The organism is Azorhizobium oxalatiphilum (genome assembly GCF_014635325.1).
In the GTDB taxonomy this organism is placed as follows: Bacteria; Pseudomonadota; Alphaproteobacteria; order Rhizobiales; family Xanthobacteraceae; genus Azorhizobium; species Azorhizobium oxalatiphilum.
Genome location: NZ_BMCT01000009.1, coordinates 110,283 through 125,555, shown reverse-complemented (window position 1 = coordinate 125,555; position 15,273 = coordinate 110,283). Strand labels below are relative to the sequence as shown.

Here is a 15,273-nt window from a genome sequence, read left to right as displayed (position 1 = left end):
CGATGATCAGAACAGAGAGGCTTGTGCCTCCGGCGCGGCGGGGGGCGGGTACACCCGCTCCAGCAACGCAGCGTCGTCATGGGCTACGCCATTCACACGCGACGAGACCGGCCACAGCGTCATCTCGTCCTGCGGATAGGTCTGCATGAGATCGGCAGGGTCGGATGCGGTCAGAAAGCGGGCCATGTCGTCCTGCCGCAGGATCACCGGCATACGTTCATGCAGGTGTGCCAGCAGCGGATTGGCCGGGCAGGTCAGGATAGTGAAGGTACGCAGCCATTCGCCAGAGGCCGGATCCTTCCACCCCTCCCACAGGCCGGCAAATCCAATGGGCGCCCCGCTCTTCAGCGCAATGGCGAAGGGCTGGCGGGCACTGCCCTCCTTGCGCCATTCATAGAAGGCGTCCGCCGGGATGATGCAGCGGCGCGGCTTCTCCCATGCGGCCTTGAACGACGCCTTCTCGGCCACGCTCTCGGAGCGGGCATTGATGAGCGAGCCCGCCCGGCTGGTATCCTTGGCGAAGGAAGGCACCAGTCCCCAGCGCAGCAGCGAAAGTTCGGGCCGCTTCTCCTGCGGGTTGAAGCGGACGACGAGGGCCGACTGCGTGGGAGCCACGTTGAAGCGCGCCGCCGCATTGGGCGTCGGCGCCTCGGGATCGAGGCTGAAATACGCCGTATAGGCGCGCGGGGAATCCTTCTGGGCAAAGCGACCGCACATGCAATGCTGATAGCCCGCCCCGGCGCAAAGGCCAAGGCGAAGGCTTTGCTGCCGCCTACTTCACCAGCGTGAACACGCCGTCGATGGACGGCGGCCCCTCGGTGCGCACCAGCTTTTTCTCCACCATGTCCTCCAGATGGGCGAGCACGGTGAGCGAGGCCGCCCCCACGAGGCGCGGATCGAGGCCGATATAGATGCCGCGCACGAGGTCGGCCACGGTGGTGTTGCGCTCAAGGCCGCGCAGGATAGCGGTTTCTCGCGCGCGGCGGTGGTCGAGATAGCCGCGCACCAGCGCTGGCGCATCCTGCACCGGTCCGCCATGGCCGGGCAGATAGAGCGGCTCGGAACGGGCTGCGAGCTTCTTGAGCGAGCGCACATAATCGCCCATCGCCCCGTCCGGCGGCGCGACAATGGTGGTGGCCCAAGCCATCACATGATCGCCGGAGAAGAGCAGGTCATCTTCCGGCAGGGCGAAGGCGAAATGGTTGGCGGTATGCCCTGGGGTGGCAACGGCTTCCAGCGTCCAGCCCGGCCCCGTCACCGCCTCGCCGTCCGCCAGCACGATCTCGGGCACGAAATCCATGTCGCCCGAGGCATCAAGCGTATTGATCTCGCCAATGTGCAGGGGACGCGAGGGACGGTGTGGGCCCTCCCCCACAGTAATCGCGCCGGTGGCCGCCTTGATGGCAACCGCTGCCGGAGAGTGATCCCGATGGGTATGGGTGATGACGATGTGGGTGACGGTCTCGCCCCGCACCGCATCCAGCAGCGCCGCCACATGCGCCGGATCATCCGGGCCGGGGTCGATGATCGCGACCTGTCCGCGTCCGACGATGTAGGAGCACGTGCCGGTGAAGGTGAAAGGGGAGGCATTGGGTGCCACGATGCGCCGTACCTGCGGGGCCACGTCATCGAGCCGGCCCGATGGCACGGTGAACTTGCGGTCGAAAGAGATGTCATCACTCATACGCGGCACCTTAAGAACATCGGCGGCTGGTGGCGAGCCAAGGCTATTGGGTTCGGTCTATTTCCGTAACGCGAGGACCACGCCGCCCAGAACGAAAGCCATGGCCAGCATTTCACGTAAGCCCAGCGGCTCGCCGAGAAAAAGCGCAGCGGACATCGTGCCGGTCAGCGGCACCAGCAGCATGGCGGTGGAGGCGGATCCCGGCGGCAGGCGTTTCAGCGCCGCGAACCAGGTCAGATAGCACACCGCCATGGGCAGGATGACCATATAGGCCATAGCCCAGAACGCCGGGCCATCGAGCGCGGCGATGTGCGGATGCTCGAACAGCAGGCCGATGGCCACCATGGGGATGCAACCGAGCCCGACCTGCCACGCGATCAGCGCCACCGGCGGCACCGGGATGGGCCGGCGGTTGAGCACCGCGCCAAGCGCGAACAGAAGAGCTGCTCCCACCGCGCAGGCGATCCCCGGCAACTGGCCGCCGGACAGCGACAGATCGTTGCCGGAAACGAGGATCGTCACCCCGACCAGCCCCAGCGCCAGTGCCGCGAAGCCCTTCAGCGTGGGGCGGGTTCCCTGCACCGGCCAAGCGAGCAGCGTCGCCCAGATGGGCATGGTGAAGACCAGCAGCGCGCCCTGCCCGATGTTGAGCCACTTCAGGCACAGCGCCGAAAAGCCCATCCAGGCGAAGACATTGGTGAAGGCAGCCACCAGCAGGCGGGGAATGGCCTCGCGCGGCACCTTCAGACTTTCGCGCCGCTGCCACGCGACCAGCGCCAGCAGCAAAGCGGCGATGATCCCCGCCGTGCCGCGCGCGAACAGGGGCGGCCAGACCTGGAGCACGATCTTGGTGGAGACCCAGCCCAGCCCCCAACCCAACGCCGTGACAAGCAGAGCCAGCACCCCGAGCGCGCGCTGCGCGCCGGGTGGACCTCCGGCCTCACCCGCGACGGTCATCCGTACGTCTGCCTGCGCCATCGCCTCTGCCGGCTTCGCCATGCTGCCAACCACGCTCCGTTACGTCAGGCGCCCCTACTCAGCGTCCCACGGTGCCAAGGTTTGTAGCCGATCCGCTTCAGCGGACCCACACGGGAAAGGCAGAGGTCCCGCCTTTGCCATGCGTGGTGACGGGACGTCGCCGCCCACAGCCGCAGTCGTTATGTGCTGCCCGACGAGAACCGCCTGAACAGGACGATGGATCCGCGCATACCGTCTCGGACACGCTCACGCATGGATGATCGTCTGCTTAGTATGAATCATCTCGCGCAAGCGGGCCCCCGCATCTGCCTCGCGCGCATCCTGCATGGCACGCAAGGTCGATGCGCCCCCGCAACCTACAGATCAGCTGCTCATCCGCCCAACCCGCGCGCCTTCAGCACGGCGGCGATTTCCTCCAGCGCCACGGGATCGTCGATGGTGGCCGGCGCGGTCCAGCTCTCCGCATCGGCGATCTTCTTCATGGTGCCGCGCAGGATCTTGCCCGAGCGCGTCTTGGGCAAGCGGTTGACCGTGAAGGCCAGCTTGAACGCCGCCACGGGGCCGATACGCTCGCGCACCAGCGCCACCAGTTCCTTCTCGATCACGTCCGGCGCGCGCCGCTCACCGGCCTTGAGCACCACGAAGCCGCAGGGCACCTCGCCCTTCAGCGCATCCTTGACCCCGATGACCGCGCATTCGGCGACGTCGGGATGCGACGCCAGCACCTCCTCCATGCCGCCGGTGGAGAGGCGGTGGCCGGCCACATTGATGATGTCGTCCGTGCGACCCATCACGAAGATGTAGCCGTCCGCATCGATGAAGCCGGCGTCGGAGGTGTTGTAATAGCCGGGGAAGGTGTCGAGATAGGCTTCCCGGAAGCGCTGGTCCTGCTGCCACAGCGTCGGCAGGCAGGCGGGTGGCAGCGGCAGTTTGATGACGATGGAGCCCATGGTTCCCGCGGGCACGGGCTTGCCCGCCTCGTCCACCACCTGAACGTCATAGCCGGGCATGGGCACCGTGGGCGAACCAGGTTTGATAGGCAGGGCGCCGAGGCCCACCGGATTGGCGGCGATGGCCCAGCCGGTCTCCGTCTGCCACCAATGATCCACCACCGGCACCTTCAGGCGATCCTCGGCCCAATGGATGGTGTCCGGGTCGGCCCGCTCGCCGGCGAGGAAGAGGGTGCGAAAGCTGGAGAGGTCGCGGCCCGCGAGCAGCGTTCCCTCCGGATCCTCCTTCTTGATGGCGCGCAAGGCTGTGGGGGCAGTGAAAAGCGCCACCACCTTGTGCTCCTCGATCACCCGCCAGAAGGCGCCGGCATCGGGCGTGCCCACGGGCTTGCCCTCATACATCACCGAGGTGCAGCCCATGAGCAGCGGCGCATAGACGATGTAGGAATGCCCCACCACCCAGCCGATGTCGGAGGCGCACCAGAACACCTCGCCGGGCTTGATGCCGTAGAGATTTTCCATGCTCCAGCGCAGGGCCACGAGGTGCCCGCCGGTATCACGCATCACGCCCTTGGGCTTGCCCGTGGTGCCGGAGGTGTAGAGCACGTAGAGCGGGTCGGTGGCGCCCACGAGCGCGCAATCCACCCCATAGCCCTTGGCCGCGCCCGCCGCCCGGCGCTCCGCCCAGTCATGGTCGCGTCCATCCACGAGATCGGCGGCGAGTTCCGGTCGCTGTAGCACGAGACAGGCGTCCGGCTTGTGCTCGGCCATGGAAATGGCGAGATCGAGCAATGGCTTGTAGGCCACGATGCGGCCCGGCTCCAAGCCGCAGGAGGCAGCGAGCACCGCCTTCGGGCGGGCATCATCGATGCGTGCCGCGAGTTCCTTCGCAGCAAAGCCCCCGAACACCACCGAATGCACCGCGCCGATGCGCGCGCAGGCCAGCATGGCGACGACTGCTTCCGGCACCATGGGCATGTAGATGACGACCCGGTCGCCCTTCTCCACCCCGAGGTCGCGCAGCACCGCGCCCAGCACCCGCACCTCGGCTAACAGATCGGCATAGGTGAGCGTGCGCTTGGTGCCGGTGACGGGACTGTCGTAGATCAGCGCCGCCTGCCCGCCACGCCCGGCAGACACATGGCGGTCCACCGCATTATAGCATGTGTTGCACACGCCGCCGGTGAACCAGCGGCCATAGACGCCGTGGGCGGGGTCGAACACGGCGGCCGGAGGCACCACCCAGTCGATATCCTTCGCCGCCGCGCCCCAGAACGCGGCCGGATCAGCTTTCCAGTCCGCATAAGTCTGCCTGTAGCGGCTGTGGCTCTGGTCGAGCATGGCGTATCCTCCCGGTATCCGGTTTGTCTTGTGGTTGGGGCGATTGACGCTCAACGGGGCGGGCGAGGCAAGCCCGTTTGTCGGCCCGGCCCCTCCGCTCTTCTGCGTAAGACAAAGGTCGGAGCCTCTCCTCCCGCCGACCGATTGCGTGCCGACGGGCGCCTCGGCTACGGTTCCGTTTAATATCGGGGGAAGACAACCCCGCTCCGCACAGGTTCCGGGAAACGCCATACATGCCGAGCATTTTCGATCAGCATCTCGACCGCAACCCGGCCAATTACCAGCCGCTGACGCCCCTCGGCTTTCTGGAGCGGGCAGCCAGCGTGTTTCCCGATCACACGGCGGTCATCCACGGCTCTCTGCGGCGCAACTATCGCGACCTTTATGCCCGCACCCGCTGCCTCGCCTCGGCACTGGCGCAGCGTGGCATCGGGGCCGGAGACACGGTGGCGGTGATGCTGCCCAACACCCCGCCCATGCTGGAGGCCCACTATGGGGTGGCCATGGCAGGCGCGGTGCTGAACACATTCAACACAAGGCTCGACGCCGCCATCCTCGCCTTCACCATCGACCATGGCGAGGCGAAGGTGCTGATCACCGATCGGGAGTTCTCGCCCGTCATCAAGGCCGCGCTGGCGCTGGCGACCCGCAAGCCCCTCGTCATCGACTATGACGACCCGGAATATTCCGGACCGGGCGAGCGCATCGGCGAGATCGAATACGAGGATTTCATCGCCGCCGGCGATCCCGATTTCGCCTGGGCGCCGCCCGCCGACGAGTGGGACGCCATCGCGCTGAACTACACCTCTGGCACCACCGGCGACCCCAAGGGCGTGGTCTATCACCATCGCGGCGCGCACCTTCTGGCGGTGGGCAACATCGTCACCTGCCACATGGGCCAGCACCCGGTCTATCTGTGGACGCTGCCCATGTTCCACTGCAACGGCTGGTGCTTCCCGTGGTCGATCTCGGTGGTGGCAGGCACCCATGTGTGCCTGCGGCAGGTGCGGGCGGCGGCGATCTATGATGCCATCGCCGCCCACGGCGTGACCCACATGTGCGGGGCGCCCATCGTCATGTCCACGCTGCTCAACGCGCCGGAGGCGGAGAAGAAGCCCCTGCCCCGCGCCGTCTCCTTCATCACCGCTGCCGCCCCGCCGCCCGCCGCGGTGCTCGCCGCCATGCAAGAGGCCGGCTTCCACGTGGTGCATGTCTATGGCCTCACCGAGGTCTACGGCCCGGCGGTGGTGAATGACTGGCATCAGGAATGGGACGCCCTGCCCCCCGACCAACAGGCCGCGAAGAAATCCCGGCAGGGTGTGCGCTACGGCGCGCTGGAAGCCCTCGACGTGCTCGATCCCGAAACCATGGAACCGGTGCCGGCGGATGGCGAGACGCTGGGCGAAGTCATGTTCCGGGGCAATGTGGTGATGAAGGGGTATCTGAAGAACCCCAAGGCCACGGATGCCGCCTTTGCCGGCGGCTGGTTCCATTCCGGTGATCTCGGCGTGAAGCATCCCGACGGCTATGTGCAGCTCAAGGACCGCTCCAAGGACATCATCATCTCCGGCGGTGAGAACATCTCCTCCATCGAGGTCGAGGACGCGCTCTACAAGCATCCGGCGGTGAGCGCTGCGGCCGTGGTGGCGCGGCCGGACGAGAAATGGGGCGAAACCCCGCTGGCCTTCGTGGAACTGCGGCCCGGTGCCAGCGTCACGCAGGAAGAACTGGTGGCGCACTGCCGGGCGCATCTTGCCGCCTACAAATGCCCGCGTACCATCCTGTTCGAGGAGATCCCCAAGACCTCCACGGGCAAGATCCAGAAGTTCAAGCTGCGGGAGATGGCAAAGGAACGGTGATCTGCATCGGGTCCGGTTCCGTTTCGTCGCTTTTCTTGCCAAGAGGTAATGTCGCGGCCATGCTCCCGCCATCCGGCAGGGTCTTAAGCTGGGCGCGACACTCCTTCGGTGAAGAGCCCGATGCGCGCCCTGCTGACTTTACTTAACGACATCCGCCGCCTCGCCATTCCCTACTTCCGCAGCGAGGACCGCTGGTGGGGCCTCGGCCTCCTCGGGGCGGTGATCGCGCTGGAACTGGCCTATGTCTATTGCACCGTTCTGCTGACGCGCTGGAACAACGCTTTCTACGACGCCATCCAGGAAAAGGACTTCGCGGCCTTCAAGTATCAGTTGATGGTGTTCTGCGGCATTGCAGTCGCCTCCATCATCGTCGCCGTCTACCAGATCTATCTCAAGCAGTGGCTCGAAATCCGCTGGCGGCGCTGGCTCACCCGGCGCTATCTCGAACACTGGCTGAGCAACGAGACCCACTATCGTCTGCGCCTCTCGGGCGATGCCGCCGACAATCCGGACCAGCGCATCGCGCAGGACGTGAACCTGTTCGTCAGCCAGACCATCTCGGTTGGCGTGGGCCTGCTCGGCAACATCGTCTCGCTATGCTCCTTCTCGGTGATGCTGTGGAGCCTGTCCGGCGAGATGGAGCTCTCCCTTTTCGGCCTCGATCTGCACATTCCCGGCTATCTGTTCTGGGCCGCCCTCATCTATGCGATGGTGGGCACACTGATTGCCCACCTCATCGGCAAGCCGCTGGTGCGGCTCAATTTCGACCAGCAGCGCTATGAGGCCGACTTCCGCGTGGACATGGTGCGCCTGCGCGAAAACAGCGAGCAGGTCGCCATGCTCGGCGGCGAGGCCGCGGAAGGACGCAAGCTCGAAGGCCGCTTCGCCCGCATCTGGGAGAACTTCTTCAGCCAGATGAAGGCGCAGAAGCGCCTGACCTGGTTCACCGCCGGCTACAATCAGATCTCCAACGTCTTCCCCTTCGTGGTGGTGTCTCCGGCCTACTTCGCCGGCACCATCCAGCTCGGCATCCTCATGCAGACGGCCTCCGCCTTCGGCTCGGTGCAGGGCGCCTTCTCCTTCTTCATCAGCGCCTATACGACACTCGCCGAATGGACCTCGGTGGTGAACCGCCTCACCGGCTTCGAGGCCGCCATGCAGGTGGCCAAGCGGGACGACGGCCTGCGCGCCTTCCCCCATCGCCGCACGCCCACCCAGCAGGCGGCCCTCAGCCTCGCGGAAATGGATGTTCGCCTGCCTGACGGTGCCCCCATCGTCAGCGTGGATGGCCTGTCCATCGAGAAGGGTGAGCGGGTGCTGGTCACTGGCCCGTCCGGAGGCGGCAAGACCACTCTGTTCCGCGCCATCGCAGGCATCTGGCCGTTCGGCAGCGGCACCGTGACCCTGCCCGAGGGCGCGCAGGTGATGATCCTGCCCCAGCGCCCCTATCTGCCCGTGGGCAGGCTGGACGAAGCGCTGGCCTATCCGCTGGAGGCCACGCGGTTCGAGCGCGGCACGCTGGAGGAAGTCCTGCGGGCGGTCAGTCTCGACCACCTCGTGCCTCGGCTGGAAGAGCAGGCCCTGTGGCCGCATGTCCTTTCGCTTGGCGAGCAGCAGCGGCTCTCCATCGCCCGCGCCCTGCTGGAGAAGCCGGACGTGCTGCTGCTGGACGAAGCCACCGCCGCGCTGGACGAGCCGACGGAAGCGGCACTCTACGCCTTGCTGCGTCAGCGCCTGCCGCAAACGACCGTGCTGTCCATCGGCCACCGGGCGACGCTCAATGCCCTGCACGACCGTGTGCTGGTGCTCGCGGGTACGGCAACGCCGCGAAGGCTGATCGGAAGTGCGCAATTGCAGGCTGCCCCGGCGTGAACGGTTGACGCTTCCCTCCCCCGCCCTGTAACGGCTGAAAGGTCTTCATACGGGCGGGGAAGGACCTGAGTATGTTCCGGCGCGACCTGCGGCGTATCCGTTTCGCTTTCACATCAAAGATGCTGTGGAAGCGCCGCATGGTGTTCCTGCTCGGCGCGGTGGCGGTGGGCGTTGCCTCCGTCGTCTTCGCCAAGGTGGCGGACGGGGCGCAGGATTTTTACGTGCACACCATGGCCCACACGCCATGGGTGTTCCTGATCCTCACCCCGCTGGGTTTCGGCCTGTTTGCATGGGCGACCACCCGCTGGTTCGACGGCGCGCAGGGCAGCGGCATCCCGCAGGCCATCGCTGCCCGCCGCTCCGGCAACCCGGTGCACCGCGCGCGCCTGCTCTCGGCCAAGGTGACCATCGGCAAGATCGCGCTCACCTGCCTCGGCCTCGCGGTAGGCGGCTCCATCGGCCGCGAGGGACCGACCGTGCAGCTTGGCTGCGCCATCATGGTGGCCATGGCCGCCTTTGCCGGGCTCGGCCGGGCCAATGGCCTGGTGCTGGTCGGCGCGGCCGCGGGCATTGCGGGCGCCTTCAACACACCGTTGGCCGGCGTGATGTTCGCCATCGAGGAAATGGCCAAGTCCTATGACAAACGCCTCACCGGCCTGATCTCTGCCGCCGTGGTGATCTCCGGCATGGTCAGCCTCGCGCTGGTCGGCCAGTATTCCTACTTCGGCTCCATCCCTTCGGAAGCCTTCGCCAGCATCGGCTGGGGCGCGGTGATCTTCTGTGCCGTGGTGGGCGGCGTCGGCGGCGCCATCTTCTCGCGCGGCCTTGTTGCCATGTCACGGGCGCGGGGGCGCTATCTCGGCCCTCTAAAGAAACGTCCGTTCGTGTTCGGGGCCGTGTGCGGGCTCATCATCGCGGTGCTAGCCATCGCCACCGACGGCTTTGCGGGCGGATCGGGCTATGGCCCCACCCGCGACCTGCTGGAACAGGGCGTCGCCACGCCCTGGTGGTATGCGCCCATCAAGCTCCTCACGACGCTCCTGTCGTCGGCCTCAGGCATTCCCGGCGGCCTGTTCTCGCCCTCGCTCTCAGTGGGCGCCAATATCGGTGCGGCGCTCGCCCCCTTCATGCCGGAAATGGACATCCGGGCGCTCGCCATGCTGGGCATGGTCGGCTATTTCGCCGGCGTGGTGCAGGCCCCGCTCACGGCCTTCATCATCGTGATGGAGATGACCAACGAGGTTCACCTCGTGGTGCCCCTGCTCGCCACAGCCCTGCTCGGCGCGGGCGTGTCCCGCCTGCTGGCGCCGGAGCCGCTCTATCATGCGCTGTCCTTCGGCTACGATCCGACGCCCGATGACAAGGCGCAGGCCGAAGCCCTGAAGACGGAAAGCACCAAGCCGGAAGAGAACGAACCCGAGGACACGAAGGCGGCACCGCCGCGCGTGTGAGGCCGGGCGGCCGGATCAGCGCAACTGGGCGCCGGTGGCCAGCAGGATCTGCGGCAATTGGGCGCCCGCCAGCACCTCATATTCCGCCTCGCGCGGACGAGTGAGCGGGTCGCGTTTGACGAGCGCATCGTCCACGAGGCCGGGATGCACCATCACCAACCCGCCATCCTCCAGTCCATTGAGGAAGTGGGTGAGGACGCGCCCGAAATTGGTGCCCATCTTGAAATTGTAGGCGCCCGCGAAGCCCCTGTTGGTCGCCAGCCCCGCTGCCTTGGCCTGTTCGGCGAAACCTCGGGCGAGGAAGCCGATGAAGCGCCCCTTGGGATCGAGGCCCTGAAGCGCATCGGAGGCAGGCGTGCAGTCGCGCACCCAGGCCTGCGGCGCACGGCGGCGCGTAGTCTCGATCACCGCCTCGCGGATCACCGGCAGCAGGTGTACATGCTGGTGGCCGTCCACATGGTCCGGCGGGCGACCGAAGGCTTCCTCAAAGGCGAGGAACTGGGTTTCGACTTCCGCCTTCACATTCACCGGATCGAGCCGGCGCGCGAAGGAAAGCGCCATCAGTTTGCCCAGCGAAGGGAAGGTCTTGCCCTTGAAGCCATGGGTCAGCGGCTCAAAATTGCCGGTCAGCGTGATGTGCAGGCCGATGCTCGCCTGACCGCCGGTCATGGGCAGCAGCAGGTCGGCTTCCTGAAACAGGTCCGGCAACACCGTCATGACGGAGGTGGCGTTGATCCGCCGTTCCGCCAGCAGTGCGCGAATGGCCTCGGAGACGCCGGGCGCGATCCCGTAATCGTCCGCACAAATGACAATACGCTTCACGGCAATGCCTTGGGCAACTCGACCGCCATAGATTTCTCGCTCACCGGCTCGGCGTGGCGCACGGCATGATCAGCGACGAAGTAGACCGGCCGGGCTTTGATTTCGGACAGGATGCGAGCGATATATTCGCCCATGATGCCGATGACCAGCAATTGCACGCCGCCGATCACCATCAGGCCCACGACCACCGAAGGGTAGCCGGGCAAGGGAATGCCCCAGATGAGGCGTTCCAGCACGATCCACGACCCATACAGGAAGGCCGCGCCCGCGAGCAAGGCCCCCACCATGCCGGCCATCCGCAGCGGCGCTGGCGAGAAGGAGGTCAGCCCCTCCATGGAAAGCCCCAGCAGCCGCAGGAAGCTCCAGCTCGAGCTGCCGTGCTCGCGGGCGGCGGGCCGATAGGGCACCGCTTTCTGGCGGAAGCCGATCCAGCTCGACAGGCCCTTGAAGAAGCGGTTGCGCTCCGGCAGGCGGCGCAAGGCCGCAGCGGCACGCGGCGACAGCAGGCGGAAATCCGCCGCATCCTCCGGAATGCGTGTGGCCGCGCCGAAATTCAACAAACGGTAGAACATGCGAACGAACAGGCGGCGGGCCGGAGGCTCATCCGTGCGATCCGCCTTCACCGCATAGGCGACATCATAGCCCTCGTCCTTCCACAGGCTGACGAAGGTCTCCATCATTTCGGGCGGATGCTGGCCATCGCCATCCATGAATAGCAGAGCGTCGCCGCGGGCATGATCGAGGCCCGCCATGAGGGCAGCCTCCTTGCCGAAATTGCGCGACAGCGCGACCACCTGAACGTCGATGCCATGGGGTTGCAGATCTGCGGCCACGCTGGCCGTGGCGTCCCGGCTGCCGTCGTCCACATAGACGATCTCGATGCGCATGGCGCGCGCCTCCGCCACCCTGCGCGCATGATCGCTGAGCTTCCGGTGGAAGAACGGGAGGCCCGAGGCCTCGTTATAGAGCGGCACGACAATGCTGAGATCGGGGGTCATTCAATCGGTCCAGCGACGCAGGGGAACGGCCATGGTGGGATGTACATCGGACGGCTCAATTATGTTCACCGCCGGGCGATCGCTTTTATGCATTTTTTTTCGCGAAGGCGGGAACCCGGTTCCGCGGTCGTCGTTATGTGTTCGGAGCGAACAAGTTCCCCCCACTTGATCGTCTTCTCACAGACGCGGTCGCCTTCCCCCCGGGCGGCCGCGTTTTCCTTTTGAAAAGCACGGATTTGCGCACCGTCAAAGAGGGGACAGCCAAAGGCTTTAGGTTAAGCTCATGTCGTCGTTGCGGCTTGAGAGAGGCCTTTCCATGATCCGGGACATTCTGGTCAACCTTACCCAGGGGGCCGAGCGCGACCCCGCCGCCATTTATGCCGCCAGCCTCGCCGCTGAATTCCAGGCGCACCTGACCGGCCTTTCCGTCACTTACGAAATCGACGTGCCGCCCTTCTACATGGGCGCCCTGCCGACCGATTTCATTGATCAGCAGATTCGCGACAACGAGGCCGCGGCAGCCAAGGCCACGGCGCAGTTCCAGGCGATCGCCGGCGCCGCCGGCGTCGTCAGCGAGGTGCGCCAACTGTCCGCCTCCCTTGGCGAGGCGGCCCACACCTTCTCCGAAATGTCGCGCCTGTTCGATCTCACGGTGGTGGGCCAGCCCGACCCCGATCGGCCGGGGCCGGAGGAGGTGATCGCCGAAACCGCCCTCATGGAAGCGGGCCGCGCCGTGCTGGTGGTGCCCTATGTCCAGAAGCCGCCCTTCTCCATCGAGCGCGTGGTGGTGGCGTGGGACGGCAGCCGCGCCAGCGCGCGGGCGTTGGCCGAAAGCCTGACTATCCTGCACCGGGCAAAGCACATCGAGGTCTTCACGGTGCGCTATGCCGGCGAAGAGGAAAACCCCGAAGGCGTAGCAGCCATGGAGCGCCATCTCGCTCACCACGGGCTGAAGGCCACCTTCCGCCAGATGTCCATCAGTTCCGGCGAGAGCATCTCCTCGGCCATCCTCAACGAGGTGTCGGATCAGGGCGCAGATCTGGTGGTGATGGGCGGTTACGGCCATTCCCGTCTGCGTGAGATGGTTCTCGGCGGCGTCACCCGGGAGATTCTCGACAGCATGACTGTTCCGGTGCTGATGGCTCACTGAGCCACGCTCGGGTCCAAACGAAAAACGGCGCCGTCCCGGTCGGGACGGCGCCGTTTTTCGTTTCACGCTCCGGCATCGCCCGTGGCGAGCCGGAGCGGAGGACATCAATCCTCGTCTTCGTCGGTCTTGCGCGAACCGCCCAGCTTGGCGAACACGGTTTCCAGATCGAGCGATTCCTTGCGGCTCGCAGACGCCTGCGCGTCGTCGTGCTCGCGGGCGGTGGTGACGTCCGCCGGCAGCAGGGTGGCGCTGCGATCGTCGCCCGGAACAACGGCCGGACGATCCTTGGCGGCGCGCTGCACTTCCAGATCAAGGTCGATCTGGCTGCACAGGCCAAGCGTCACCGGATCCATGGGGCTCAGTTGCGGCGAGTTCCAGTGGGTCCGGTCCTTGATGGACTGGATCGTCGCCTTGGTGGTGCCCACGAGACGAATGATCTGCGCGTCCTTCAGCTCGGGATGGTTGCGGGTGAGCCAGAGAATTGCGTTCGGGCGGTCATGGCGACGCGACACCGGCGTGTAGCGCGGCCCCTTGCGGCGCTTGGGCTCAGGCAGGCGAACCTTCGATTCCTGAAGCTTCAGATTGTAGTTGGGGTTCTTCTCGCCGCGGTCGATTTCCTCGCGGGTGAGCTGGCCGGTGGAGATGGGATCAAGGCCCTTGATGCCCTGCGCCACTTCGCCATCGGCGATGCCCTTAACCTCAAGCGAATGCAGTTTGCAGAAGTCGCCGATCTGCTCAAACGTGAGCGCGGTGTTCTCGACCAGCCACACGGCGGTCGCCTTCGGCATGAGGGGGGCATTGGACATGGCGTCGGCCTCTTGGCTTCTCTTGGAAGACGCGGAACGGGCAAACGCAGGGGCGCTCTGGATCGCCCCCGTTCCCGGTGGCGAGCCGCGGATCTCTTACGATTGTCCGGGGATGCAACAACATAAGCGTTCCGTGCCGCCGATGCAATTGCCGCCTCTTCGACCGGCCGATTCGAGCGCAGGCAAATGGGCTTCATTTTTATTCCGGAGCAAAATCCATTCATATTGGATGGGTTCTGCGGTCAATTCATTTGCGCATGTGATGGATAAAACGAGGGCGCTTCCCCGCTGGCGCGATCGGGCTGCTTTTCGCGTCATATAATGTCGCGGCTGCGGCGAATGACTTGCCAAGCCGGGGCCTTTAAGTCATTTCCATTGCCTAGGCCTGAAGGTGGCCCAACAGCTGCTCGCCCATTGATTAATGGGCCTTTGACATGTTTCGCGGGGGCTGCCCCGAAAGGTTTTCACAACTTCGAGTTGATGCGCTTTTTAGGAAGCAGGGTTCAGGCCTTCGCCCTAATATCGGACAACTCGTACGCGCCTCTCGCGGTGCGGTTTGCAGCGTTTCGTCCCGATGAAAGGTTGACTTAAGGGCACATCCAATTTGTTCCCGATCAATGTTTACCTTCCATTATGGAAGAATGGATGCTCTGGGGTCCGGCTGAGGGGGAGGCAGAAAAAGCATGATGCGGCGTACCGCCCTCGCCGACCAGGTTCGGAGCAAGGAGCTTGGCCTGGCTGCCCATTTTCTGGATGGCGTGTGGACCGAGGCGCCGCGCGCTGCCGTGGTCACGACCGCGCTGATCGCCGGTCTCATGCAGTTTCAGGGCAGCTTCTCTCCCGCCATTCTCGGGATTTCGCTGGTCGTCGGCCAGGTCGTGTCCTTCGCGCGCGGCTTCTCCAATTATCTCGACGCCGAACGCAACGCCCGCACCTTCGACAACCCTCGCGTACAGGCCTATCTGCGCCGCATGCACGAGGCGTCGGGTGACGTTGTGATCGCGGCCCAGCGCGGCACCGCATGGATCGTCATGCATCCCGCCAGCGAGAACGAGCGGGTCGAGGTGCTGAGCGAGGTCGAGTACGAGGAATTCCGGGAGCGCGCCGTCGCCAACCGCATCTCGATCAATGAGGTGCGTGTGGTCCGCAAACGCGTGTCCAACACCCGCATCCGCAGCGGCTATACCCATGCCCCGGAGGAACGCCGTATCGCCGACATGAGCGCCACCGGCCAGTTGCGCTACAGCGCCTCGCGCTTCCTTGCAGTTGGCTCCGGCATCACCGAAGACGAAGATGCCTTTACCGCGCCCGGCCCTGGCACCGCCGCTTGACATCCGGGGGCTGCCCAGCCCATCTCCCCGG

At 65.6% G+C, this 15,273-nt stretch carries 12 protein-coding genes; 5 read left to right on the top strand and 7 right to left on the bottom strand.

Features of this window, described 5'->3' with window-relative positions; all coding sequences use genetic code 11:
- Positions 1-6 precede the first annotated feature (6 nt).
- The 4 genes from IEW24_RS24130 to IEW24_RS24115 form a co-directional block, all read right to left on the bottom strand.
- Positions 7-717 carry an SOS response-associated peptidase gene (locus tag IEW24_RS24130; RefSeq protein WP_188583475.1) on the bottom strand — a complete coding sequence of 237 codons (711 nt, stop codon included), beginning with the start codon at positions 715-717 and terminating at the stop codon, positions 7-9.
- A 55-nt stretch (positions 718-772) separates the two neighbouring features.
- Positions 773-1,684: an MBL fold metallo-hydrolase gene (locus IEW24_RS24125; RefSeq protein WP_188583474.1), complete on the bottom strand. Its 912-nt coding sequence runs from the start codon at positions 1,682-1,684 to the stop codon at positions 773-775.
- 57 nt (positions 1,685-1,741) lie between these two features.
- Positions 1,742-2,683: a DMT family transporter gene (locus IEW24_RS24120; protein WP_308469036.1), complete on the bottom strand. Its 942-nt coding sequence runs from the start codon at positions 2,681-2,683 to the stop codon at positions 1,742-1,744.
- A gap of 350 nt (positions 2,684-3,033) precedes the next feature.
- Entirely contained in the window at positions 3,034-4,953 is a 1,920-nt protein-coding gene (locus tag IEW24_RS24115; RefSeq protein ID WP_188583473.1) for a propionyl-CoA synthetase, read from the bottom strand.
- A 233-nt stretch (positions 4,954-5,186) separates the two neighbouring features.
- Between IEW24_RS24115 and IEW24_RS24110 the strand changes: the two genes are divergently transcribed.
- The 3 genes from IEW24_RS24110 (at position 5,187) to IEW24_RS24100 (ending at position 10,135) form a co-directional block, all read left to right on the top strand.
- Complete coding sequence (locus IEW24_RS24110) at positions 5,187-6,812, top strand: acyl-CoA synthetase (RefSeq protein WP_188583472.1); 1,626 nt, start codon at positions 5,187-5,189, stop codon at positions 6,810-6,812.
- 120 nt (positions 6,813-6,932) lie between these two features.
- Positions 6,933-8,684: an ABC transporter ATP-binding protein/permease gene (locus tag IEW24_RS24105; protein WP_188583471.1), complete on the top strand. Its 1,752-nt coding sequence runs from the start codon at positions 6,933-6,935 to the stop codon at positions 8,682-8,684.
- A gap of 71 nt (positions 8,685-8,755) precedes the next feature.
- Positions 8,756-10,135, top strand: coding sequence for a chloride channel protein (locus IEW24_RS24100; protein WP_188583470.1), 1,380 nt, complete (start codon positions 8,756-8,758; stop codon positions 10,133-10,135).
- Positions 10,136-10,150: 15 nt separating this feature from the next.
- On the opposite strand, the gene IEW24_RS24095 is transcribed toward IEW24_RS24100, so the two are convergent.
- Together IEW24_RS24095 and IEW24_RS24090 are read right to left on the bottom strand one after the other, a co-directional pair.
- Complete coding sequence (locus IEW24_RS24095; RefSeq protein WP_188583469.1) at positions 10,151-10,957, bottom strand: ChbG/HpnK family deacetylase; 807 nt, start codon at positions 10,955-10,957, stop codon at positions 10,151-10,153.
- Positions 10,954-11,955, bottom strand: a complete 1,002-nt coding sequence (locus tag IEW24_RS24090; RefSeq protein ID WP_188583468.1) for a glycosyltransferase family 2 protein — start codon at positions 11,953-11,955, stop codon at positions 10,954-10,956. The genes IEW24_RS24095 and IEW24_RS24090 overlap by 4 nt, the downstream gene beginning before the upstream one ends.
- Before the next feature lie 316 nt (positions 11,956-12,271).
- Here IEW24_RS24090 and IEW24_RS24085 point away from each other — a divergent pair, with 316 nt between their 5' ends.
- A complete protein-coding gene (locus IEW24_RS24085) occupies positions 12,272-13,105 on the top strand; it encodes a universal stress protein (RefSeq protein WP_188583467.1) in 834 nt (277 codons plus the stop codon).
- A 104-nt stretch (positions 13,106-13,209) separates the two neighbouring features.
- On the opposite strand, the gene IEW24_RS24080 is transcribed toward IEW24_RS24085, so the two are convergent.
- Positions 13,210-13,911, bottom strand: a complete 702-nt coding sequence (locus IEW24_RS24080) for a DUF1013 domain-containing protein (protein WP_188583466.1) — start codon at positions 13,909-13,911, stop codon at positions 13,210-13,212.
- Between the two features lie 683 nt (positions 13,912-14,594).
- On the opposite strand from IEW24_RS24080, the gene IEW24_RS24075 reads away from it, so the two are divergent.
- Positions 14,595-15,242, top strand: a complete 648-nt coding sequence (locus tag IEW24_RS24075) for a hypothetical protein (RefSeq protein WP_188583465.1) — start codon at positions 14,595-14,597, stop codon at positions 15,240-15,242.
- Positions 15,243-15,273: the final 31 nt, after the last annotated feature.